At 52.0% G+C, this 23,888-nt stretch carries 17 protein-coding genes and 2 pseudogenes; 7 read left to right on the top strand and 12 right to left on the bottom strand.

Features of this window, described 5'->3' with window-relative positions:
* Positions 1–2: 2 nt before the first annotated feature.
* The gene (locus tag PSTEL_RS10780; RefSeq protein ID WP_425415265.1) at positions 3–2,012 is read right to left on the bottom strand and encodes a serine hydrolase domain-containing protein; all 2,010 of its coding nucleotides are present in this window, start codon (positions 2,010–2,012) and stop codon (positions 3–5) included.
* A gap of 370 nt (positions 2,013–2,382) precedes the next feature.
* Positions 2,383–5,070 (bottom strand): adenosylcobalamin-dependent ribonucleoside-diphosphate reductase, encoded by a 2,688-nt coding sequence (locus PSTEL_RS10775; protein ID WP_038695219.1) that lies wholly within the window; start codon positions 5,068–5,070, stop codon positions 2,383–2,385.
* A gap of 330 nt (positions 5,071–5,400) precedes the next feature.
* On the opposite strand from PSTEL_RS10775, the gene PSTEL_RS10770 reads away from it, so the two are divergent.
* From PSTEL_RS10770 to PSTEL_RS10760, 3 genes are all read left to right on the top strand, one after another.
* Entirely contained in the window at positions 5,401–7,149 is a 1,749-nt protein-coding gene (locus PSTEL_RS10770; protein WP_052098360.1) for a DEAD/DEAH box helicase, read from the top strand.
* Positions 7,146–8,366, top strand: a complete 1,221-nt coding sequence (locus tag PSTEL_RS10765; protein WP_038695217.1) for a YqhG family protein — start codon at positions 7,146–7,148, stop codon at positions 8,364–8,366. Before PSTEL_RS10770 ends, PSTEL_RS10765 begins: the two co-directional genes overlap by 4 nt.
* Before the next feature lie 135 nt (positions 8,367–8,501).
* Positions 8,502–9,638, top strand: coding sequence for a hypothetical protein (locus PSTEL_RS10760; RefSeq protein ID WP_156995845.1), 1,137 nt, complete (start codon positions 8,502–8,504; stop codon positions 9,636–9,638).
* Between the two features lie 87 nt (positions 9,639–9,725).
* Here the strand turns inward: PSTEL_RS10760 and PSTEL_RS10755 are convergent, their stop codons facing one another.
* Entirely contained in the window at positions 9,726–9,926 is a 201-nt protein-coding gene (locus PSTEL_RS10755) for a YqzE family protein (protein ID WP_038695212.1), read from the bottom strand.
* A gap of 174 nt (positions 9,927–10,100) precedes the next feature.
* On the opposite strand from PSTEL_RS10755, the gene PSTEL_RS10750 reads away from it, so the two are divergent.
* Positions 10,101–10,823 carry an N-acetylmuramoyl-L-alanine amidase family protein gene (locus PSTEL_RS10750; protein WP_084064948.1) on the top strand — a complete coding sequence of 241 codons (723 nt, stop codon included), beginning with the start codon at positions 10,101–10,103 and terminating at the stop codon, positions 10,821–10,823.
* Here PSTEL_RS10750 and PSTEL_RS10745 read toward each other — a convergent pair.
* The 8 genes and pseudogenes from PSTEL_RS10745 to PSTEL_RS28715 form a co-directional block, all read right to left on the bottom strand.
* A complete protein-coding gene (locus PSTEL_RS10745; protein WP_179944925.1) occupies positions 10,810–11,691 on the bottom strand; it encodes a divergent polysaccharide deacetylase family protein in 882 nt (293 codons plus the stop codon). The genes PSTEL_RS10750 and PSTEL_RS10745 overlap by 14 nt on opposite strands.
* A 183-nt stretch (positions 11,692–11,874) precedes the next feature.
* Positions 11,875–13,122 (bottom strand): MFS transporter, encoded by a 1,248-nt coding sequence (locus PSTEL_RS10740; protein ID WP_084064946.1) that lies wholly within the window; start codon positions 13,120–13,122, stop codon positions 11,875–11,877.
* An 80-nt stretch (positions 13,123–13,202) separates the two neighbouring features.
* Complete coding sequence (rfbB, locus tag PSTEL_RS10735; RefSeq protein ID WP_038695210.1) at positions 13,203–14,210, bottom strand: dTDP-glucose 4,6-dehydratase; 1,008 nt, start codon at positions 14,208–14,210, stop codon at positions 13,203–13,205.
* A gap of 12 nt (positions 14,211–14,222) precedes the next feature.
* The gene (locus PSTEL_RS10730) at positions 14,223–14,804 is read right to left on the bottom strand and encodes a chorismate pyruvate-lyase family protein (RefSeq protein WP_038695208.1); all 582 of its coding nucleotides are present in this window, start codon (positions 14,802–14,804) and stop codon (positions 14,223–14,225) included.
* Between the two features lie 44 nt (positions 14,805–14,848).
* On the bottom strand, positions 14,849–17,092 hold the full coding sequence (locus PSTEL_RS10725) for a prenyltransferase/squalene oxidase repeat-containing protein (RefSeq protein WP_038695206.1): 2,244 nt from the start codon (positions 17,090–17,092) through the stop codon (positions 14,849–14,851).
* A 75-nt stretch (positions 17,093–17,167) separates the two neighbouring features.
* Positions 17,168–18,454, bottom strand: coding sequence for a glycosyltransferase family protein (locus PSTEL_RS10720; RefSeq protein ID WP_169744567.1), 1,287 nt, complete (start codon positions 18,452–18,454; stop codon positions 17,168–17,170).
* Positions 18,445–19,053 carry an acyltransferase gene (locus PSTEL_RS28415; protein WP_052098357.1) on the bottom strand — a complete coding sequence of 203 codons (609 nt, stop codon included), beginning with the start codon at positions 19,051–19,053 and terminating at the stop codon, positions 18,445–18,447. The genes PSTEL_RS10720 and PSTEL_RS28415 overlap by 10 nt, the downstream gene beginning before the upstream one ends.
* A gap of 9 nt (positions 19,054–19,062) precedes the next feature.
* Positions 19,063–19,149 (bottom strand): annotated as a pseudogene (locus tag PSTEL_RS28715) (acetyltransferase); the annotation flags it as partial.
* 115 nt (positions 19,150–19,264) lie between these two features.
* Between PSTEL_RS28715 and PSTEL_RS10710 the strand changes: the two are divergent.
* A complete protein-coding gene (locus PSTEL_RS10710) occupies positions 19,265–20,716 on the top strand; it encodes an IS1182 family transposase (protein WP_038692958.1) in 1,452 nt (483 codons plus the stop codon).
* A gap of 536 nt (positions 20,717–21,252) precedes the next feature.
* Positions 21,253–22,053, top strand: coding sequence for a PaaX family transcriptional regulator C-terminal domain-containing protein (locus PSTEL_RS10705; protein ID WP_038695204.1), 801 nt, complete (start codon positions 21,253–21,255; stop codon positions 22,051–22,053).
* A 155-nt stretch (positions 22,054–22,208) separates the two neighbouring features.
* On the opposite strand, the gene PSTEL_RS10700 is transcribed toward PSTEL_RS10705, so the two are convergent.
* Positions 22,209–22,535: a winged helix-turn-helix transcriptional regulator gene (locus PSTEL_RS10700; RefSeq protein ID WP_245625127.1), complete on the bottom strand. Its 327-nt coding sequence runs from the start codon at positions 22,533–22,535 to the stop codon at positions 22,209–22,211.
* Between the two features lie 128 nt (positions 22,536–22,663).
* On the opposite strand from PSTEL_RS10700, the pseudogene PSTEL_RS10695 reads away from it, so the two are divergent.
* A pseudogene (locus tag PSTEL_RS10695) lies at positions 22,664–23,854 on the top strand (NADH-dependent flavin oxidoreductase).
* Positions 23,855–23,888: the final 34 nt, after the last annotated feature.

Genomic DNA, 23,888 nt, shown 5'->3' with positions numbered 1-23,888 from the left:
TTTTACCTGAAATTCATCCAACTTCGCGAGGACATATTTACCTTAATGACTTTGCCCCCGTCTTTTTCGCTTATCGTATACCACCTGGCGTATCCGCTGGGCGGAATCGTAACGGTTGACTTCTTAGTGAAGTTAAAAGGCTTCACGGCGTCCTCGTTCACTAAGATGAATCCACCAACATTCAAGTACTCAACGCCGTCTTGTGTAAAGAACGTAAGACTTGAGAGATCCCGCCCGTTCGCTCCCGGAATTTGCAATTCGGAGACAGCTGAATTCGGGCTGGTTATTCGTTTATCCAAAACGTACCCTGGCAATTGTTTTGACACATTCAATTGGGTGATTATCGGTATTGTCAAATAATCAATCGAAGTATACTTCTCAGTTAACAGATAATACTTCTTCCCGTCGCGCTGCATCCATGCTTCCTGGGTCTCCGCCGGAAGATCTTGGGGCTGGAGCTTCTCAGCGTTGTACATGGATATAGCCACCTGCCCAAGACCCGTGAACGAAGCGTATTGACGAAGCCATTCGTAGGTGCGGCCGTTCTCCTCCGTCACGAAGCTGATCATCCCATCCCCCTTCGCACTCCGGAACGTCCCGTCTGCCGAATACTCGTAGATCTCGGCTGGATTATCGGGCGATTGCTCCGAAGTGATGGTCATGACGCCGCCTTCGGATATTTTGATGTTCATCGTTGTTCCTGTCGCGCCATAGATTCCCGAATACTTCAGCAGGGATTCTGGCATATCAGCTTTTACCGGCGCACCGTATGACTTCTCAGGCTTGATTTCAGCAATTGTCCCTTTCTCCTTCAGCGCCTGAAGCAGGATTTCATTCGCCAGAAGCTGATCGACTGTGCTGCTCCCGCCGGAAGTGACAACAGCAGCCGCCATGTCCTGTTCGGGAAGCACAACGAGCGAAGCGTGATAGAGAAACGTGTCCCCGCCTTTGGTCAATGCCTTTATTCCGTATTCGCTGAAGGGATATAGATCGACGCTGTCCCAGCCGAGACCGTATCCGATTGAGTTGTCCGCATCGTCAGGCCACAAAGATGTCTTGTACTCGTCTTGTGCGGTAGCCGCAGCCGATTTGCCGCCCAATACTTCTCCCGCTTCCCCCGTAAAAATGGTTGAGAACCGAGCCAAATCTTCCGCCGTGGAATAAATGCCTCCCGCTCCAATCACGTTGACCGTCTCGCCAGGAAGTTGTCCTGTATAGGTTGGATAATAGAGTCCCGCCATCTTCGCTGTGTCCGGAGAATCGAGTGGCGTCTTCGTATTGACCATACCTAGAGGTTCCGTAATATATCGATGGATATAAGAGGTAAAGTCCATGCCGCTGACCTTCTCGACCAGAATCTCGGCCAACGTAAATCCGTCATTGCTGTAAACCGAATAAGCACCCGGGTCCGCCTTCAACGTCTGTCCGGCCAGTTGCTTCAGCAGTGTGTCGTGGGCGTAAGTATCGTTATCTTCGAATAAAAAGGCGTCCGTAAACGACGATCCGTTCAGACCTGAAGAATGATTCAGCAGCATACGCGGTGTAATCTGCTTGTAGCGTTCATCCTTCATCGTAAAATCGGGGATATACTGGACAACCGGCGTATCGAGATCAATTTTTCCTTGATCGACCAACTGCATGACGGCAACCGTGGTAAAGATTTTACTCGTCGAGCCGATCCCATACATCGTGTCTTTCGTGAGCGGCCTCTGTTCCTGCTCATCGTTCTTGCCGGATTGGCCGGATACGACGATGTTGCCATGATCGATAAGAGCGTATTGCACGCTGTTTGTATCGTAAGTTGTCGTGAGGAGATCGGCTTTCTCCTTTGCAGCATTCCTGGTTGCTTCGTAGGTAATTAACGCCTCGTTCGAGGGGGAGTCCATTGCCGCCGCTGGCTCATATGTATTCAGCTTCCCTGGTGTGCTCTGCGTCTCTGCTGTGTTCTGCGTCTCTACCGGTGCATTGTTGCCGTCGTCGCAGGAGGCTAGCAGCAGACACGAAATTAACACAGCTAAGATTATCCGTCGACTTTTCATCATTTGAAGTCTCCTTCCGGAGTTTTGGTAGATATGACCGTAAAGTATTGATGCCAATCATCGATAGAGTGCTCTTCGACGTTCGCTGCAGAGAGTAGAAAAAAGAACGAATAAAACGAATACGCTGACCAGGCTGTTTGGTTTCAAACGAAGTGCTTGTCTTGCTAAGGCTCCTTCAGCATGTCCGGCGTTACCTCAGTGACATTTATATTAGGGAATCTGAATAATAAAGTAATTTACTGACATGAAAAAGCAAAAAAGCCTACAGAATAGTAGATTCTGTAGGCAAGAGATTATTTTAATTCACTTTAATGGGTTGTGACGGCCTCATCATATTTAATCCTCACCCGCAGCGGCTGTATCCGCAGTTGCTGCATGTTTTGCAGCCCTCGATGTTGATCAGCGAGGCGGAGCCGCAGGACGGGCACAGGTCGCGGGACTCGCTGGAGGAGTGGCTGTGCACATGGCCTCCGTGGCCATGGTCAGCCGCTGCTGTTGCTGCCGAAGCGCCGCTGGCCTGAAGCTCCGCGTTCAGCGCGCTCTCGAAATCTTCGACCGCGAGCGTGGCCGCGATCGGAGCGGATACATGCTCCTCATGTGCATTGTTCTGCACATGGGTCTCAAGCGCCTTCGCCACCGCATCGGCGATGGACTCGACGCGGTTCGCGCCGAAGCCGATGGCGCCGGAGCCGCCGATGCCCTTGAGATGCTTGATCAGCAGCTCCACCTTCTCGCCGTGGTCCCCGTACCGGAGGAACAGCGAGCAGACGCGGCCGAGCGCTTCCGCCATGGCGAACACGTCCGAGCCGGCTTTGCCGACATTCAGGAAGATTTCAGCCGGCGTGCCGTCCAGGTCGTTGATCGTGATGTACGCCATGCCAAACGGCGTGTTGATCTTATAGGTAGCGCCGCGCAGAACCTGCGGGCGCTTCTTGTACTGCTTGTCGACGACGCTGCCGGACGGCTGTACGACAGGTGTGGCAGGTGCAGCCAGTGCTGTGGCTGGAGCCGGTGCGGCCGCTTGAGGTGCAGCTGCCTCTTCAGCCTGATCAGACGGTTCAGCACTTTCCTTCAGCGGAGCGTCCTTCTTATCTTCCTTCTTCTCGGTCTGCAGAACCTGCGTGTCACGGCTGCCGTCGCGGTAGATCGTGACGCCTTTGCAGCCGAGGTCGAATGCGAGCTCATACAGCTCTTTTGTCTCTTCAATCGTGAAGTCGTTCGGGCAGTTGGCCGTCTTGGAGATCGAGCTGTCCACCCAGCGCTGAATCGCCGCCTGCACACGGATATGATCCTTCGCGGACAGATCCATCGAGGTTACGAAATAATCCGGCAGCTCTTCGCCCGGATGGGCTTCCAGATATTCCTGGGCGATCGGCACGAACTGCTCGTCGAAGCCGAGACGGCTCTGGCGGAAATATTTAAACGCAAAGTACGGCTCAATACCGGTCGAAGTGCCGACCATTGTACCTGTGCTGCCTGTCGGAGCCTGGGTAATAACAGTAACGTTGCGCATGCCGTTCTTCGTGATGGCTTCGCCAACTTCCGGATATACCTCAGTGATATTTTTCATGAAGCCGCTCAGCAAATATTTCTCAGTGTCGAACGCTTCGAAGGAACCCTTCTCGGCCGCAATTCCGGCGGAAGCCAAATACGCCTCACGGGCCATGAAGCCGTACAACTTGTCCAGGAATTCCAGCGATTCCGGGCTGCCGTAGCGGATGTTCAGCTTGATCATCAGCTCGGCGAGACCCATCGTTCCGAGACCAACGCGGCGTTCCTTCTTCTGGTTAGCTTCGTTCTCCGGGAAATGGTACGGTGTCTTGTCGATAACATTATCGAGGAAGCGCACCGAATAGCGGGTTGTCGTGCCCAGATCGTCCCAGGCGACATCATGGTTCTCCGCGTCATAGAACTTGGAAAGGTTGATGGCCGACAGGTTGCAGACGCCCCAGCCAGGCAGCCCCTGCTCGCCGCAAGGATTCGTGCAGATAATTGGGTTGAAGTACCAGCTGTTGGACATCTGGTTATAGTATTCCATGAAGACGACGCCCGGCTCCGCCGATTTCCATGCGGATTCGATGATCGTATGCCAGATTTCGCGGGCTTTGACCGTGCGATAATGGTTCACCTTGCGGCCGGCCTCTTTCCACTTGTCGAGATCGCCGTCCCATACTTCATTGTAGTCAGGATAGGTCGTATCCGGGAACACAAGCTCCCAGTCGAGGTCTTCCTTGACGGCTTTCATGAAGCTGTTGCTCACGCATACCGACAGATTGGCGTTCGTCACCTGGCCCATCGTCTGCTTGACGGTGATGAAGTCGAGCACGTCCGGATGCCAGTCGTTGATCATGAGCATGAGCGCGCCCCGGCGGCTTCCGCCCTGCTCGATCAGACCGGTCGTGTAGCTGAACAGGCCGCCCCAGGACACGGCGCCGCTGGAGGAACCGTTCACGCCCTTAACGACCGCTCTGCGCGGACGAAGGGACGACAGATTGATACCGACGCCGCCGCCGCGGGCCATAATCTCGGTCATTTCGGACAGCGTCTCCATGATGCCGCCGCGGCTGTCCTTCGGCGAAGGAATGACATAGCAGTTGAACAGCGTAAGCTCATCGCTGGCACCCGCGCCTGCCGCAATCCGGCCGCCCGGAACCAGCTTCCAGTCATCCAGAATGCTGCGGAATTTGTCCTGCCATTGGCGCTGCAGCTCCGGCGACTTCTCAACCGAAGCCATCGCTCCGGCGAGACGGTCCCACATTTCTTCAGGGGTCTTCTCAATATTAAGCGTCAGCTTCTCCACATCGGACTTCACGAGCTCGCCGCGGCGGGTCTTCACCGTCACGATCCGGCCCTCGCGCTCGACGATCTCGCCGACTTCCTTGGTCGGGAATTTGGGGTCGTCCTTCGTCAGAACGAGAACCACATCTCCCACTTTGGCGTTATTCGTGTCGGCATCTTTCCAGGCATATCGGTCCAAAAAGATTTTTTCGCTCAAGCCTTCCAGCCGCTGACTGTGTTCCACTGTACTCAATATAAACAACCTCCTGAAAGTAAAATGATTAGTCCGATTTCCCGTTACCAGCCAATAAACGCTTTCGCTGGTTTTCAAACGGGATTTTTCATTTTTTCACAATATATTGTGTGAAATAGCTTTTAAACTATACCATATCTTGTAGATTGTGTCCCAAGTCGAAAAGAACGGACGAAGCCCCGAAATCTCCTTTCTAGCTCGCGAAATCTCTTTGTTTCTCCTTTTTTTAGAGACTCGCGCCAAAAAGGCAATTGTTATGAATTCCGCTGCTTTAGCGCATACTGGTGATACGTTCCGTAAGTATATTCCAAGCGGGAGGAGACAGCCTGCATGAAGCAAGATCTCCGCATCATAACCGGCCCGGCTCCCGGTCGAGTCCCCGAGCCGCAGCTTCCCGTCCCATTGAACTTCGACCGGAGCTGGCTTGACGATCTGAAGGCAGGTCTGCAAAAAGGCGGACCCTGGGGCGAGCTGCGTCTCGCCCGTCTCGCCGTCGAAGGCGAAGCGTCCGGCCTGATTGAGAGCTTCGAAGAGCTGCAGTGCATGAAGCATCTGCCCTCACTGTCGCCGCTTCCCCATCAGCTGGACACCGCCCGCCGGGTGCTGTTTCAGATGTCGGGACGCGCCATTCTGGCGGACGAAGTCGGTCTAGGCAAGACGATCGAAGCGGGCCTTGTGCTGAAAGAGTACCTGGTCCGCGGGCTGGTCAGAAGAGTGCTGATCCTCGTCCCGGCATCCCTGGTGCTGCAATGGGTGCGCGAGCTGAACACCAAATTCGGCATTTCGGCCGTTGCCCAGAAGAAAGCCTATTCCTGGGACAACGATATCGTGGTCGCGTCCATGGACACGGCCAAAAGGCCTCCCCATAAGGAGCGCCTGATCCAGGACGAATATGACATGCTTATCATCGACGAAGCCCATAAGCTCAAGAACAAGAAGACAACCAACTACCAGTTCGTTCAGCAGCTTCGTAAAAAATACTGCCTTCTGCTCACCGCCACACCCGTGCAGAACGATCTCGGCGAGCTGTTCAACCTCATTACGCTGCTGAAGCCGGGACAGCTCGGCAACCAGGGTGATTTTGCCGCCAATTTCGTGGTAGATAAGCGCGTGGCAAAGAATGAGGAGCAGCTACGCGGCGAGCTGTCGAAGGTCATGATCCGCAACCGCCGGGGCGAAGGGCCGGTGTCTTTTACGAAGCGGAAGGTTCGAAACGTCTCGCTTACTCTATCGCCCGAAGAACAAACATTATATGACGGCGTCACAGCTTTTGTCAAAGACCAGTATGAGGAGTCCGGGGGCAACTTAAGCAGCATGCTGTCGCTCGTCACTCTGCAGCGCGAGGTGTGCAGCAGCCGGGACGCCGTCTTTGTCACCCTGGTCAATTTGATTAAAAAGCTGCCGGAAGACTCCCCGCGCCGTGAACGGATGATCGGGCTGCTTCAGCAGATCCGGTCCGTGAAAGCGAATACGAAGGCGGAGAAGACGATTGAACTGGTCAAGGATATGAACGAGAAGGTAATCGTCTTCACCGAGTACCGGGCGACTCAGGAGTATTTGCTCGGATATTTCCGCAGCCACGGGCTGCAGGCCGTCCCCTACTCGGGCGGAATGAACCGCGGCAAGAAGGACTGGATGATGGATCTGTTCCGGGGCCGCGCCCAGGTTATGATCGCCACCGAAGCGGGCGGCGAAGGCATCAACCTGCAGTTCTGCCACCACATGGTCAATTTCGATCTGCCTTGGAACCCGATGCGGGTGGAGCAGCGGATCGGCCGGGTTCACCGGCTCGGCCAGCAGAACGACGTTCATATTCACAACCTGTCGACAGCCGGAACGATCGAGGAGCATATTCTGCATCTGCTGCATGAGAAAATCAATCTGTTCGAGAGCGTCATCGGCGGACTCGACACGATTCTCGAACGGTTCGAGAAGAAAGAATCGCTGGAGAAGAGTCTGTACAAAGTCATGCTCGAGGCTGGAAGCGACGACGAGCTGCGCCGCAGGGTCGGCAGCATCGGCCAGACCTTGGCCGACCTGAAGGACGGCATTCAGGATGAAAGCGGGGCGGCGACATGACGTTAACACCGAAGCAGGTCCAGAGCCAGGTGATGGAATATTTAATGGCGACCGACTGCCAGATTATCGAAAAATCGCCGGTCCATGTTACGGTCAAGCTGTCACCCCGCGCAGACCGGATGCTGACCGACCGGCCCTATTACTGGGGGTTCGTGGAGCGTACCGGCGCGGAGCCGGAAACGCTGTCCTTCACGTTCGTCTTCGATCCGGAGACGTACGATGCCGTCCCCGGGCCGCGCAGTGCGGGGGGCCGCGCGGGAGGCCCGGGCGGCGCGGGAACGCCGCATGGCACAGGCGGCCCGGGCAGCCCGGCACCGGTGCCCGGGCCGCAGGCTGCGGGCGGGCGTAACCCCGTAGCCGGTTTTCCGGCCCCGGGAGTGCCGGCCGCACCGGGGCCGGGCGGTGCCGGCTCCCCGCCCGGCGCTGATCGCGCAGGCGCTCCCGCGCCTCAGCCGGGCACTGCGCCCGGTGTCTCCGCCGCTCAGCAGGCGGAGCTTCCTGCCGGCGTATCCCTGAGCGGGAACACGCTGGCAGGAACACCGCAGGAGGGCATCCTGTCCCGCTACTTCGGCGTCGCCCCCCTCCTGCCCAGGCTCGGTCCCGGCCTCATCCGCCGGGAGGATGTCGTCTTCGGCAGCAAGCGCCTCCGGCAGATTTGGGCAGCGGCCCGAAGCGAGGGCCGCTGCCTCTATCTCTTCGAGGAGCCGGGCGCCGTCCAGCGGCGCACGATCTTCCCGGCGGCCTATGAGCCCTGGCTCGCCGTCTGCTTCAAAATCGAGCTGAGCTGCGATTTGAAGCGGGAGGAGCTGCATTTCATCGGCGTGTCGCTGCTGAGCGGCGAAATCCGCGAACGCTTCGAGCACACGCTGGAAGAGATCCCGATGACTCCGCGCGTTCCGGAGAACATTCATGTTCAGCCGTCCGAGCTTACGCTGGACGAAGGGGCACAGCTGCTTGAACGGCATATCACCGCAGGGCTGGCGGTCCAGGATTACAGCTGGGCGATGGAAGCCCGTAAGCGTCTGGACGCTGAGCTTCAAATCATCGACGCCTATTATCAGGAGCTGATCCGGGAGACAGACGAGGAGCGGCGCGGGCAGGTTGAGGAGCAGTATCAAAGCCGCAGACGGGAGACCAGCTGGCAGTACAAACCCCATATTGCCGTGTCGCCCGTTGTCTATGGTTTGTTCCATCTTCGAAGCCGGCCGCAGGGCTGACCGCTACAAAGCGACCCCAGTCGCTAAATGGAGTCAAAAGTCCTTCGGACCGGCGCGACAGCATGCAACAGCCTTTTCAGAGCTTGTCCGCTACAATTAAGGCGAAATGAAGCGCCGAAAGACAGGTGAACCGAGATGAATAAGGATCAACGACCGGAGGCGTCCAGCGGACGTCTTCCAGTTACCGGGAATCGCAAGACCAGATTCAAGCGCACAGCCGCTCTCAAGAGAGCATCCCTACTATTGATCGTTGGGCTGCTGACGGCGGCTTCCTTTCCGCTGCTGCCGCACGGCTTGCCGGCATTAGCCGACTCCCGCCCCGGGAAGTCGGCCGTATCCGCTGCCCCATATTCCGGCCTCACAGCTGCCTTGAATGCTAAGAGCGCCAGTTCCGCTGCCGTCTCGGCCCAGTCTCCTCTACCCAAGCGAGGAGAGGATGACGCTACCGCTTCCGTCCTCGCTTTCGCCCGCCAGGCAGCGGACAAGCTGGCGGATAGCGAGCCGTTCAAAGCCTGGAAGACCGCGAAGCAGGAAATTGAAGCGCTTGGTCCGGGTACGCATGGCTGGCTAGTACGCGTGAAGGACGGAGACAAGGAAATCGGCTATATGATCATCACCTCTTCCGAAGATGGCGGCTATATTCTTAGCGAGTATGGAGCAGCCGAGGACGGTATCCCTTATTCCCTTACAGAGCTGCGCCGGTTCCTGGCGCAGAAAGGCATCATTTCCCTAACCGGATTATCCGGAGCTTCCTTTAACGCTGCTGCGCAGTACCTCCCGTTGCTGCCTTACTGGAAGGTAACGATTGATGGAAGTGTTCTGTATCTGAACGCCCTCCATCCCGAAATTCTCCCCTGGAACGAGGAACAAGCTCAAGCGGCCGCCAAATCGGCAGCCGGAAAGGGCTCTTTCGGACTGCAGTACCGAAATCTTCGAGAAGGTTATGCGCCGAACCCGGTCGTCATTGCCAGCAATGAAGACAATCCATACAGCAACCTCGGTTGGCTGTCCTCCCCCAGCACCGCCGTGCCGGAGGCCCGGGACTTCCCCGCCCTGCTTCAATCAGGCCGGGGACTGGTGTACCGCCAGGCCGGCGGGGCCAATGAGCTGTCTGGAGGTCCGCTGCTGATTACCGGATATCAGCAGTGGAACCCTCCAGGCAGCGCTGCCACCGGAATCCTCTACGCAGCGGCTGGCGGAAGCCGCTTCCTGCCGCTGGACGCCCTGCGCAGCGGCGGGACTGTCCAGCTCTACAGCAGCCGGACCGATTGAACCGGCAGCACAAAGAGCTCTGCCCTGAAGCGGGAGAGCTCAGCCAACACAATTAGCGCCTTTGCCACTACTCTTAGCGCTTTTCCACTATTCTTTACGATCACTGCCGCCTTTTTGCCGTCTGCCGCTTCTCCAGATGGATAGCCCAAGCGGAACCATGCCGAACCAACGCTGGCTCCAGGATTGTCTGCCGCCGCGGCCGCGGTGGCGATCCTCCCGCGGACTCTCCATATATCCGACTACTCTCTCCGTAATGTACTTGACCAGTTCTTCTCCGTCAGAGGCCAACACGTCCACCTCCCCTTCTTGTTCTCATAAATAGTGTGCGTCATTTGAAGAGCTTTTAAACCAGGGGGACGGATATAACGGGCAGCTCTGGGCATTCTATCCTTCAAAAGCGCGAACCGGCTGGCGGCGGATATACAACCCCGAGTCTTCGCTTCAAGAGAGGATGGACGTTATATGAGAAGTGGCACGAGCGGAATGAAGAGAACAAGACGGCTGGCGGCGCTGCTTGCCGGAGCGCTGCTGTGCGGCAGTGGCGGTCCGGGCTACGCCGCTCCCGCTGAGGCCGAGCCGGACCGCCATACCATTCTCGGTCATAGCCACCGCCTGGTGCTGATCGACGCCGGTCACGGCGGTATCGACGGGGGCACCTCGCATGGCAACATTCTTGAGAAGGACCTGACGCTTGCGATCTCCCGCAAGCTGTTCCTGGAGCTGCGCTCGGACGGCTTCGATGCGGCGCTTAACCGCTTCGGCGATTATGCGCCGAGCGAAGAGAACATGTGGCTTAGATCCCGATCGCGCCATCTCAAAGATCTCGCCCAGCGCAAGGAGCTGGCCGAGACGCTCGACGCAGCGGTTGTGGTCAGCGTACATATCAACTGGGCTGCCTCGCCTGCCAAGCACGGCCCTGTCGTTCTGTACCGCCAGGAAGGACGCAGCTACATGCTGGCGAAAGCCATTCAGGACCGGCTGAATGGTCTGTACGGTACGAAGACGGAGGTCCGGCCCGGCAAGCCATTCTATCTCCTGAACAAAATAACCGCCCCCACGGTCATCGTGGAAGCGGGCTTTATCAGCAGTCCCGTGGACCGCGCGAAGCTGACCGTTCCGCAGGGCCAAGAGAACATCGCCGAAGCGATCTCGGAGGGCATTGCGGCTTATCTTATGGAAGTGTAAGCAGGGGACTCCATTTCCATTTTTCTTTGACAAGATCGGAAATCCCGACGAACTGAACCCGGTTCTTCAAATCCGGGAGACCGCTGCGTATTCCCGCGGCGGTTTCTTTACCATGCACGCCGACATGGCCGATCGTAATGCAGTAGTTCTGCTCCGAAGCGAGCTGAGCGGCCAGTTTCAACTGCCGGGCGACATGGCTTGACGTATGGATGTCGTCAAGAAAAATATGATTTTCTACCCGAGGCAGCCCCATTTGCTGTGCCGTCTGGCCGACGATGGAGTGGTAATTCGTCTTGCTGTCCACAAAGAAAAGTCCCCTTTTCTTGCAGACGCCAAGCACCACGCGCATAATTCGCTCGTCTCCTGTAATTCTGGAGCCCATATGATTGTTGATTCCGACCGCGTAAGGTACGGCATCCACTGCCGCCTCTACCCGCTTGTGAATTTCCTCGTTGCTCAGCGACGACAACACTGCGCCCGGCCCGAGCCACTGCGGTTTCCCGTGACGAGGTTCCATCGGCAGATGGACCAAGACATCATGGCCCCGCTTATGCGCTTCGAGCGCATCCTCCTTGGAGGTCGGCAGAAAAGGCATGACCGCTACAGTCAGTTTGATCGGCAGCGACAGCGCCTCCTCCGTTCCCTTCATGTTGTTGCCAAAATCATCGATGATAACAGCAACCTTTGGCATTTGATGCTCCGATGCATAACCTCCATTGCCTCCCGCCCCAGCAGCTTGCCCCGGAGCATTCGACGCCACGGCCGGTTCCGGCACACCGGCAAACATCAGACCGGCAATTGCAAATACCATGGCTAAATCTTTAGCGCCAGTGAATTGACGACGGCGCCAGAAATTTAATCTCCTCATCTTCAGTCCCCCTGTCCTGTAGAACTGCATGGTCTCATTGTTTGATGACAGAGGCATATTTATGTGAAGCCGCTTGAAGACAACAATTAACAGGGAGGAATACGGCGGAGTAGGTATGGCTTGAGTCAACCGGAAAAAGTGGATCTCGCATTACTCTTTTCCTGTGATTCAAGCCGTTGGTGTTTATTCTTTGTTCAGCGGAACCGTCTTCGACTCCGCAGGTGCGGCTGCAACTGCCGCTGTCGACGAGCCCGATGCCGCCGCCGTAGCGAGCTTTGGATTTTCGGCGTTTGCCACTCCGCTTCTTGCCCACAGGAAAATGGACAGTGCATAGCAAATCGCAGTAAAGATGGTTACGCTGATGAATCCATTCCATTGTGCATAGAGGATGCCTGCAAGGTAAGTGCCAAATGTTGTTGCGGCATACATCGTTGCGTTAGATAGAGCGGCAATTGTCCCTCTCGCTGTAGTAGACAACGTCTGCAACAGCGCCATCATGATCGGGAATATCGTTCCGGCGATAATGTACAAGAGGAAATAGGAGACTTTTACCAGCGGTGTGGAAGTTGTCAAGTTAAGCAAAAGATACAACGCCCCCATAATCGCGATCCCAGACAGCAGCGTGGCCCGCTTGCCGAGCTTTGCAACGACGTTGCTGCCAAAGAAGCTGCCGATGATGTTGCCCAGACCCATGAAAATCAGCACATTGCCGATTTCCGAAACGGTCAGGTCAAATTTGTCGGCTAGCCAGGTTCCGAGAAAGCTGAATACGGCGAAGTTGCCTGACTGGAATACAAAGTAGGCCAGGAAGGACTGCTTCGCTTTCCCTCCATGCAGCAGTGTAACATAACGACTGACAATGGAAGGCTGCTTGCCTGAGATCGCCGGCTTGATGTCCGGTACGATGAATATAATCAGAAGGAACAGCAGGAAAGCACAGCCTCCAATGATGTAGAACGGCGTTTTCCAAGAATGAACGGCCAAATAGGTGCCGATTGGCACTCCCAAGGTTTGCGACACCGCAAGACCGGCCGTTGCGATTCCCATGGATCTCATAATTTTCTGCGGCGGGACTAGGATCGGGATCGTTGCCCAAACCTGCGGAGACGTGAAAGCGGCGAAGATGCCCGCCAAGGCTCGGAATAAAAACATCGTCCAGAAACCACTGGCAAATCCGCACAGGAAAGTGGAAACCGCAAATCCAAGAATGCCGAACAGCATCACTTTCTTTCGGTTCAAGCTGTCCGAGATGGGCCCAGCAATAAGTGCGAACAACGCGAATCCCAGGGCATACGCCCCCACCAACCACCCTGATGCCTCGACGCTAATATTGAATTCATGCCGTAACGTCGGTAATAGCGGCGAAGTCAAGAACGTGTCCGTTCCGATAATGAACATAATCAAGAAATACAAGCTTAATATTTTTTTCATAATTAACCGTTTGCTCCTTCTTTATGAAGAAAAATAGTTTCTATGAATGAGCAGTATTGATGTTGACCTCATACTATTCTTCATACAAGCTCTCTGGTTTCGAAATGGAGAGGATTTGACAGGTACCACTGGACCGTTTTACGAAGTCCGCTCTCAATCGTTTCCCGCGGCGACCAGCCAAGCTCCTTTTTGATTTTGTCTGCTTCCAAAGCATACCGCTGATCATGCCCCGGTCGGTCGGTGACGAACGTAATGAGGCTTTTATACGTCTCCGTCTCCTTGCCCGTATAATCCGCCATCAGCTCGCACAAGTGTAGGGCCAACTCAAGATTGGTCTTCTCGTTATTGCCGCCAACCAGATAAGTATCCCCGAGGCGACCGTCCTGCATGACCTTCCAGATCGCATCGCAATGATCCTCTACATAGAGCCAATCGCGAACGTTGCTGCCATCTCCGTAAATCGGCACCGGCTGTTCATTCCAAAGCTGCTGAAGAACTTTTGGAATCAGTTTCTCGACATGCTGATAAGGGCCGTAGTTGTTGGAGCAGTTCGTGATCGTCACCGGCACACCATAGGTATGATGATAGGCTCTTACCAGATGATCGCTGCTCGCCTTCGATGCAGAATACGGGCTGTTCGGCGAGTACGCCGTCTCTTCGGAGAAAAAGCCCTCCTTACCAAGCGAACCGAACACTTCGTCGGTGCTGACATGATGGAACCGGTGAGGGTCCTCCGGATTCCAAAACTTTCTGGCCAGCTCCAGAAGCTCATACGTCCCCCAGATGTTAGTCCGCAGAAACTCGCCGGGGCCTTGAATACTTCGGTCCACATGGCTCTCAGCCGCAAAATGAATGATTGTATCGGGATTGTACTTCAGAAAGACGCGCTCAATCTGCTGCCGCTCCGCAATATCCGCTTGTTCAAAGAAGTAATTATCCGCCGTCTGTATATCGCGTAAATTTTCCGGATTTCCGGCATAAGTCAGACTGTCCACATTAATAAAGTCGTGAAGGGGAAAGAGCGGGACGTACCGATTCAAAAAGTTGGAGCCGATAAAACCGGCACCGCCTGTAACCATTATTCTCATACTTCATCTCCCTCAAATAATCTGCTTGTTCAGATCCGACTCCATGTGGGACAAAATGGTTTTCATATGAAACACTTCCATGATGTAAAACCACCATTGTCCGTCCCGGATCATCAGGTACTTCTTGATCGGATATCCGTCCTCAGGCAGCAAGCCGGGAGGGTAGACAGAACGGATTTGGTCGCTTTCCTGATAATCGGCAAAAAGAATGTCCCGACGGTATTCAATCTCCTTAATCAGTTTTCCAATCGGCAGAGTGCCTTGAATGAGCCTTTCTTGCAAATCTGCACTAATGGCATCCGGATTACCGAACACAAGATTGGAAGAAATGACTTCGTCCTGATAATAAAGCGATGTCACACGCCGGATGAACGGACCAGAACCTTCGATCGGGAAGAAAAAACCAAGTGGCAGCTCTTTTCGGAAAATCCAGTCTTGATCGTGAACCTTGATCGTTACCTCTCCGCCAATAATCAGTTCCAGCATCTTGGTCGTGGAACCATCGTTCTGCAGAAGAATATCCTCAAACCGCCTGCCTACCGTCTTTTCTCTATCTCCTCTGTACCCAAACAAATGGTCAGTATTGGCTCCCATCCCTCTGTCCCTCCATTTTCTTCGCAAAATTATTCCGAATCCAATCAAGAAACTATAGCGACCCAATATCGGCTTAAGGCATTATCCAACATATAGGTACTATGCAGGCAAATGAAGCCTTCATCAGTAGTATCGGAAATTCCTCCAAGCTGTCTGCCGAATCCTCCGTCCGGGTTTTGGTGATCGGCCATCCACTTTTTGCAAGCCGTCACGTTAGCGGGAAGCTCACCCAAGAGATACAGCGCCGCGATGGCATGGTAGCTGCCCACGAAACTCAAAGATCGGCCCGTGCTATAGACAAAGCCGCCATCTGTCGTCTGTTGAGATTTCAACCAATTCGCCGTTTTCTCCTGTTGTGGCGGATGATAGCCAAGCAGATAGAGCGAGCTGATGGCACGGTAGGCTGAAAAGGTATCAACGGGGGCGCCGGGATGAATACTATATGCCCCCTGATCATCTGAGCAAGATACGATGAAGCCGACGCATGCCGCCGGATCGGCCGGACTTGACCCAAGCGCCTGAAGCGCGGCGACAGACAGATTCGTATGCCACACATCGCTGCGATAACCGGGTGCGTTGCCAAAACCGCCATCTTGATTCTGGCAACTGCGCAAGTAATTGATGCAAGCGTCAGGATTAGTCGGAGCTTCTCCCAGAATATGCAAAGACAACACACCGCAATAGGTTGTAAAAGCCTCACTCGGATGACCCGGCTGTTCGCCAAAGCCCCCATCGGGATTTTGGCACAAGCGAATGGTGTCCACCAAGATCGATTTATCTACTACTTCCTTCTTCAACACATGAAAATCTGCGAGTACATGCAGCGTCGAAAACACTTGGCTTGATCGGTCAGAACGGTAGCCAAGGGGCGAACGATAAGGTGTCAATCCATAGCCGCCGCCGCTTTTCGTCTGCTCCAGCCATTGAATATAATGAGGAATGTCGATCAGGGGGTCTTCAAGACTCTTGATACTGCTTGTGAGATTGTCTTCCAGATAATCTTCTTCAATCCGTAATGCTTCGGAAGCTGAGACAGGACCGGAAACATCACCGTTTGAGCCCACCTTCAGCACGGTATCGGCCGATGCTTCCAGAGCAAATCCGGTCCACGCCTGCGTAAGGGCTTGTTTTTGCTGAAGAGGCAAATAAGCGAAATTTCCTGCATGAAATGATCCGGGGGTAAAAGGAGGCACCCAAAAATGTCGGCCCAGAGGAACTGTCGGGTCCACAGGTGTCGAGAACCAGTTCCCTTGCCCAAGGAAAGTCCCTCCAAGCCGCTGATCGGTGTAATTCCGGATTACAGCCGTAGCAACTCGAGCAACCTCCAGAACAGTATCCTTCTTTGCCTGTACTCCGATTTCGTGAGCGGCAAGCAGCAAAATCGCATGATCGCTTACCTTCAATACCGGAAATGGAGATACATTTCCGTAATAGCCTTGAATACCGTCTACTTGCACCTTGCCATCCGTAGCCGATCGATCCCAATAGCCGCCAAACATCGGATGAAGCATATGCGCATGGATAAACTCAAGGATTTGCTCTGCCTTATCCAGGAATGCGGACGAGTTCAGCGATTTCCCCAGACGGGCCAACGCGTAGGCGGCCAGCGCCATGGAATCAAGCCGTTTTCCCGCAATCAGATTTGGCCTTCCTTCTGAAGTGAGCAGATCATGCACGCCTCCGTGCTCCTCGTCAACGAACCTTGTCAGGTGTTCAGTGACAAAATCCCAATCTTCGGAATAGTTCCTGCTTTTATTGAATCTCCCTGCCCGCTCCAATACAAGGGAGGCTGCAGCGACTGTCTTGAGATCGCGATGGTCGTCAAGTACAGTACCCCAATCCCGGTCAATCAGCCGTGCGAACTTGTGCGTTCGCGCCGCTTGCAAAATATCGTCCAGCAGCAGGTAAGCTTCCTGTACCTCCTGCTCACGGTTAAAGCGAATGCCGTATTCCAAGAGCGCCAGCGTAGTAAATAACTGGTGACTGAGTGTCTTGACAAAGCCGGCTGCGTGCGGTCGCCAATACCGGTCTGTCAGTTCCAGATACCCCGGATATTGCGGATCTCGAAGGTTCAATAAACTCTGAGCAATCGAATGTGCGCGTTCAGGATAGCGTGAAGTTCCGGCAAATGCTAACAGCGCCAAGGCTTGATCTTCCAGCCGCTTGTCGTCGCAGATGAAATCTGCGCCATTTGCGTCTACGGAGGTCAGTACGCCGCCATACTCCCGATCCACTAATGAATCCCATAAAAAGTCCAATTGACTCTTGCTTTCCACCAATAGGCTCATACGGTCACCTTTCCTCTTATCTAAATTTCAAACCAAAATTGATAGGGTCAGAATGGCATGAAGCAAATATGGGCGCTATGGCGTTGAGACAATTTCGGGACGGCCGGTTATGCCGGTTTCAGCCGCTTGTACAATCAATTCAGCGGCCCGCAAAGCCCCATTGGCATCGGGAGCAACTTTTCGGTATGCAATCAAGAGTTTGTCCTTCTCCGAAGGATCGTGAAGCTGTAAAATATGCTCCGTCAATCCATTCACATCTCTTCCCATCTGAATTCTATAGCCTAGAAGTTCCAGTCGTCTGTAAGCCTCCAGCTCGTGATATTCTTTGGCAGAACTTAGCAGAAACACCGTCGGGACTCCCAGCGCCGAGACTTCGGTAACCGTAATCCAGCCTGGATGCGCAAGCAGAACATTCGCAGCACGCAGGAGCGGAATCCAGTTAGGTACATAGGTCAAGCAAATGATTCCATCCGGAACTTCAACATTTTCTCTTGCGATAAGGATCATTCGTGCATTTGGAATCTGCCGCTTCAAGCTCTCAAAGGTTTGGATATACGCCTCCTGCATGGCCAACATGTTCTCCCGAAACATGGAGGTGCCGCCCATCGTCGCCACAACAAGAAACTCCGATTCCTTAATACCAAACGATTCTCGGACCGCATAGTTGTTGAATTCTTTGTCAATAGGCCGTATCATGGGACCAACGAATTTCATCTTTCCCGATTCCATTAATTCTTCCGCGAGTGTATCACGGTCAATCTGCTCCACAAAGGGCTTGTCTGTCAACACATAAGCGGTGGAAGAAGCAAGCTTCTCGAAAAGCTGGTTAAGCACAATACGGACATCTTTCAGCTCATCGGTATGAACCTCAAAGCCCGCATTCGTTAATTCATCATCCGTAATGCCTGTGATCGTAAAATTGTATCTCTCTGTAATCAACACACTGGGTATACGGGCTATATCCGCTGCGGCAAGGGCACTGAAATCGTAATCTGCAACGACCACATCAGGACGAGATTCCAGAAATAGCCGGGTTAGCCGGAGAATCCGCTGTGAGTTGTAGAAGGTAGGTGAGAGATAATCTTCGAGCATAGTTTTCCAATTGAGAAAGTCGGATAAATGCGAGTGCTTGGAGTGGTCAACAGCCTGTTTGGGGGACATATCAATTACACGAACGCCAATTTCTTCGAACATCGGGGTAAAAATGGTTTGCAGCGAACCCAGATAAACTTCCAGCTCCAGGTTAGGGTCAATTTGCCTCAAGGCGCGCGCCAACGAATAAATACGCATGTTGTGACCGGAACCCGTTACAATCGGGACCAATGAAATAAGCACTAGATCATCTCCTTCTATCAATTCCATGAATTCATTCCATCATGCAGACAGGGGCGAGCTGGTACTCCGGAAACTGTTTCATTTGTTTTGACATCCCGAATAACGAGAGAGCCAGGAAGAATGGTCGCTCCGTTACCGATAGTTACTCCTCCAATCACGATGCTTCCGTGTCCGATTTCCACGTTGGAGCCAATAGAGACAGGCCTGCGCAACTGCGGTAAACTGAGCAGTCCATAGTCATGCGTTGTTGTCATAATCAGAACATCATCACCAATGCGGGTGGCATCACCGATCCGAATTCCACCTAGAGCCTCAAGAATTACCTGCTTGCCCAGTGATACATGTTGTCCGGCAACAATTCCGCCTTCATTATTCTCATTTTTCTGTCCGATCAGAATACCGTCCTCTCCCATACGGAAGTCGGTACCGGCAGAAAGACAAGCCGTGATGAACGCTCGCTGTCCAATTTGTGCCCCGACTGCATTAGGAGCCGAAATCGGCTGGTTGCGGATATGGGCAAGGAAATCTGAGAAGCCTGGCGCTTCATCCCTTTCGATTTCTCTCACCTTCAAGACTTTGGCTGGCTGCCCGACAGCAATCGTATAGGCGGGTATATCCGAGATCACATGGCTGCCTGCGCCGATAATCGCGCCTTCACCAATGTGAACACCCTTCTCTACAATTACACCGCCGCCAAGCCAACAGAAAGAGCCTACTGTAATTGGAGGCCACTGAAAAAGTCCATCTCATAGAAAAAGGTACAGTCTTTCAATTAAATTGAAGAGGCTGTACCTTTTTCTGTATAATGGAGTCATAACGAAAAGCGGGTGAGTGCGGATGATACGGCAACAACAAACTTTAATCCTGAGTCCTTACGCGGCATTGTATGACATCGTTGTACCAAAGGACAATATGCTTCGTCAAATTAACGATTTGGTGGACTTCACTTTCATATACGAGGAACTCGAAAAGAAATACTGCTTGGACAATGGACGCAACGCCATTGACCCTATTCGCATGTTTAAATACTTGCTTCTGAAGGCAATCTTTGAATTGTCTGACGTAGATATTGTTGAGCGTTCAAAGTACGACCTCTCGTTCAAATTTTTTCTTGGCATGGCACCAGAAGACTCGGTAATCGACCCCAGTTCTCTGACGAAATTCCGTAAACTGCGGTTGAAAGACATGAATCTCTTGGACATGCTCATTGGTAAGACCGTAGAACTTGCCATCGAGCAGAATATCCTGAAGAGCAACTCCATCATCGTCGACGCAACGCATACGAAAGCACGCTACAACCAAAAAACGCCCCAAGAAATTTTGCAAGACCGTGCACGTAAATTACGAAAAGCCGTGTATACCATGGATGAATCGGCCAAGGCCAAGATGCCGGCAAAGAATACGACGAGCGAACTCGAGGATGAACTTACATACTGCCAAAAACTCGTCCACTTCATCGAAAACGAGAGCGGCATTGCACAGGTGCCCAAAATTCTGGAGCCGCTCAACCTGCTAAAAGAAACGGTTGCGGATGATGTTGAGCAGCTTCGTTTGGCGGCAGATCCGGATGCGCGCGTGGGACATAAGAGTGCAGATTCCGCGTTTTTTGGATACAAAACTCATCTTGCGATGACCGAAGAACGGATCATTACAGCGGCTGTAATTACAACAGGCGAACAGAATGACGGCAAGCAATTGCAGACGCTCATCGAAAAGAGCGTAGCGGCTGGCATGCAGGTCAAAACGGTGATTGGGGATACAGCCTATTCAGAAAAAGGAAATATTGCTTACACGAAAACAAATGAAATTGAACTGGTTTCCAAACTAAATCCGCTCATTACGCAGGGCGCGCGAAAGAAAGAAGACGAATTTTTGTTCAACAAAGATGCAGGCATGTACGTATGTCCAGCTGGACACATGGCCATTCGGAAGGCTCGGCAAGGCAAGAAGGGCGAGGGCCAAAACCAGCAGACTACCTATTATTTTGATGTGGATCAATGCAAGCGTTGCCCGCTTAGGGAAGGCTGCTACAAAGAAGGAGCCAAGAGCAAGACCTACTCCGTAACGATTAAATCTGAAGAGCACACGGAGCAGATGGCGTTCCAGGAAACGGAGTATTTTAAGACAAAAGCGAAGGAACGTTACAAAATTGAAGCGAAGAACAGTGAGCTTAAACATGGACACGGGTATGATGTAGCGATATCCTCGGGTCTGCTTGGCATGCAGTTACAAGGTGCGATGGCCATATTTGCTGTAAACCTAAAACGAATATTAAAGATAGCAGAGTAAGGATAAGGAGCAATACGCCCCTAAAAAGAAGACACCCTCCCCCATATACTGGGAATGGATGTCTTTTTTACGTATTCACTTCTCACCAAGATTGAAAAACTGTAAGTTCTTCAGCGGCCTCCTGTAATTGGCGACTCTTTCGTTCCAAGCAGCAAACATCGAGCGCCTAACATCAATGAATGCTGAAGCCGGGTGTGCTCTACCCGACATCGAAAGCCGACAAAAACTCCTTCCTCAATGATCGACTGAACGATCCGTGTTCCTCTTCGTATCCACGTTGAGTTCTCGCCAATAATAGAGCTTTCCGCTACGACATTTGACTCAACCCAAGAACAGGCAGTTTGACGCATCTCTCCCCTCCGATCCACTATATACTGTAATTGGATATTATTGTTTCTGTAGACGAGAGTAACATCAAGGAGTGCGCTAGTCAATATTTTTGTTATAGAATACTCAGTCCTTGCATGAAACCGTTTGCTGCTGCGTAACACATTAGGTATAATTAGAAATACATATGTATAAATCGAGGTGTCTGCATGGTCTCTTTAGAGAAACAAATCCTGTACATGATCCAGCATCGCCACGAAATTACAGCATCTGAACTGATTCATATCTACAAGGATCGGGGTAAATCAAAACAAACGATTCGTAACGCCCTTTCCACGCTTAAGCAAAAAGGATATATCCTTTCAAAGGATCGGAAATATACGCTCACAGAATCGGGTGCGGGCGTTATACGGAGCCTCCAGCTTAAGATCTCCGGCGAGAATAAGGCCTGGGATGGGCGCTGGCATTTTGTCATGTTCAGCATTCCCGAACAGCTTCGCTCCCTGCGGAACACCTTTCGGCGGGAGCTGGTACAAATCGGCTACGGTCTGTTATACGACGGCGTGTTCATTTGTCCCTATAATCGGAACACATCTGTACTGGAGGTTGCCAAACGAACCGGGTTGGAAGAATGGATTCGGATGGGCAGCGTTGAACTTGAATATGGCCCGATCACAGCCTCCCTTGCCGAGCAAATTTGGCCAGTCCAAACCATTCATGAAAAATACGATCAATTTATCGAGTGGGCGAACGTTAAGTTAGAAGAATGGTCGGCTTTACTCAATCCGTTCACGGTGGTATCCCCATGGAATGTGTTGCTGCAGGTTTTGGAGCTTGGGGAGAGATTCGGTGAAATTTTGCTGGAAGACCCTTTTTTGCCGAAAGAATTATTGCCGGAAAATTGGCTGATGGAGAAAGCCTGGGACTTATACGATAAGCATTTAAATCAGCTTATTCCCTTGCTTCGAAGCGATAGCCATTTATTTTCCTTAATCGTTCCGGTGGATTGAACGTTGAATCCGTTATCAGAATATTAGCGGATTATAACTCATAGGATCGGAAACTAAAACCCGTTAAAAGCCTTGTAAAACCAAGGATCTTAACGGGTTTTTTCGTCCGTAAATTCAAACAACAGGTATATATCAGAATTGATCGTTCGTTAGATCTATTTATCATCCATATGATCGGTACCCCAGGTACAAAGTGTTTGCAAGACAGGCATCAGCGTTTGACCTTTTTGTGACAGCTTATATTCTACTTTCGGCGGCACTTGCGGATACTCTTTGCGGATGACCAGATCATCTTTTTCTAATTCCTTAAGCTGGCCGCTTAGCATTTTGTGTGTAATAGTGCCCAAAGCTCTTTTCAACTCACCATATCGTAATATTTCTTTTTTCCATAACCAAAACAAGATAAGCACTTTCCATTTCCCGTCAATTAATGACATGGCATATGCAAACGGTCTAACGTTAACAAGATCTTCTTCGATCATTTCCATACTCTCCTGTTTGATAGTACCTATCTTAAAAGTGCACACTATCTTTTTATTATACTTCACTTCACGATTAGGACGAAATGAATGCAAAGACATGAAAGCTATTGAATAAGGAGGAAGCAACGATGGAAACAAGAAATTTTCTACAACCGTATCATTTTGCAAATGGTTTGACTCTGAAGAACAGAGTCGTAATGGCGCCAATGACAGCGATGTCCAGCTTTTATGATGGTTCTATCACAAATGATGAAGTGGACTACTACGCAGAACGCGCTGGCGGCCCTGGAATGATAATCACAGGAGTAGCCTATGTAACCGAAGGGGGACGAGGCTTTGAAGGTGAGTTATCCATTGCTGATGATTCTAAGATCAAAGGTCTCTCCAAAATTTCAAGAGCGATCCACAAGGACGGCACAAAAGCGGTTGTGCAAATCTTCCATGCGGGGCGCAAATCAAACTCAAAAATATAACGCGGTGCACAGCCGCAGAGTGCAAGTGCAATTGCAGCAGCCTACCCAAAGGATTCTGAAACACCACGCGAATTAACGAGTGAGGAGATCGAAAGCATTATTGAAGATTTTGGGGATGCTACTGAACGAGCCATTAAAGCTGGCTTTGACGGCGTTGAACTTCATGGAGCTAACACCTATCTTCTGCAGCAATTTTTTTCCGAGAATTCCAATCACAGATCAGACAAATGGGGCGGGAGCTTTGAAAATCGGATGAGATTTCCTTTGTCCGTAATTAACAAGGTCACTTCTGTCGTGAAAAAATACGCTGACAAACCGTTTATCGTGGGTTATCGGATTTCTCCTGAAGAAATTGAAACACCTGGAATTCGCTTAGATGATTCTTTAGCTTTTGCTAAAGCGCTTATTGACACTTCTATTGATTACATTCACTTGTCTATAGGAAGCTATAAAAGAACCTCATTAAATAATTCTGATGATAAAGAACCCATGTTAACCAAATTCGTACAAACCCTGGACAACAAGATTCCGCTTATTGGAGTCGGCTCAGTTGAACGGTCTGAAGATGCTGAAGAAGTAATTACTTCTAGAGCTGCCCTTGTGGCAATCGGCCGAGAATTTATTCGAGAGCCAAAGTGGGTACAAAAGGTTGAGTCAGATGATTTTGGCAGTATTCGTTATAAAATTTCTCCTAATGAAATGAATGAACTACGAATTCCATTGGCAATGCAAGCTTACTTGGAAGGTTCATTTAAAGAAGTGATCCACTTAACTACTGATGCCCAGGAAGTAAAGAATTATCATAATTCCCTTGCACCGATGGAAGGCTTCGAAAAGAAGCTATAAAAAAACAGGCTCTTGATGGCTTTAAGCCACTTCA

Source organism: Paenibacillus stellifer (assembly GCF_000758685.1).
Taxonomy (GTDB): Bacteria; Bacillota; Bacilli; order Paenibacillales; family Paenibacillaceae; genus Paenibacillus_AQ; species Paenibacillus_AQ stellifer.
The sequence above is the reverse complement of the archived record's forward strand: the minus strand, read 5'-3'. Positions and strand labels throughout refer to the sequence as shown.

Coding starts and splice junctions, on each gene's coding strand:
- PSTEL_RS10770 (WP_052098360.1), top strand. CDS start 5,401: ATGAAGCAAGATCTCCGCATCATAACCGGCCCGGCTCCCGGTCGAGTC.
- PSTEL_RS10765 (WP_038695217.1), top strand. CDS start 7,146: ATGACGTTAACACCGAAGCAGGTCCAGAGCCAGGTGATGGAATATTTA.
- PSTEL_RS10760 (WP_156995845.1), top strand. CDS start 8,502: ATGAATAAGGATCAACGACCGGAGGCGTCCAGCGGACGTCTTCCAGTT.
- PSTEL_RS10750 (WP_084064948.1), top strand. CDS start 10,101: ATGAGAAGTGGCACGAGCGGAATGAAGAGAACAAGACGGCTGGCGGCG.
- PSTEL_RS10745 (WP_179944925.1), bottom strand. CDS start 11,691: ATGAGGAGATTAAATTTCTGGCGCCGTCGTCAATTCACTGGCGCTAAA.
- PSTEL_RS10740 (WP_084064946.1), bottom strand. CDS start 13,122: ATGAAAAAAATATTAAGCTTGTATTTCTTGATTATGTTCATTATCGGA.
- rfbB (WP_038695210.1), bottom strand. CDS start 14,210: ATGAGAATAATGGTTACAGGCGGTGCCGGTTTTATCGGCTCCAACTTT.
- PSTEL_RS10730 (WP_038695208.1), bottom strand. CDS start 14,804: ATGGGAGCCAATACTGACCATTTGTTTGGGTACAGAGGAGATAGAGAA.
- PSTEL_RS10725 (WP_038695206.1), bottom strand. CDS start 17,092: ATGAGCCTATTGGTGGAAAGCAAGAGTCAATTGGACTTTTTATGGGAT.
- PSTEL_RS10720 (WP_169744567.1), bottom strand. CDS start 18,454: ATGGAATTGATAGAAGGAGATGATCTAGTGCTTATTTCATTGGTCCCG.
- PSTEL_RS10710 (WP_038692958.1), top strand. CDS start 19,265: ATGATACGGCAACAACAAACTTTAATCCTGAGTCCTTACGCGGCATTG.
- PSTEL_RS10705 (WP_038695204.1), top strand. CDS start 21,253: ATGGTCTCTTTAGAGAAACAAATCCTGTACATGATCCAGCATCGCCAC.
- PSTEL_RS10700 (WP_245625127.1), bottom strand. CDS start 22,535: ATGATCGAAGAAGATCTTGTTAACGTTAGACCGTTTGCATATGCCATG.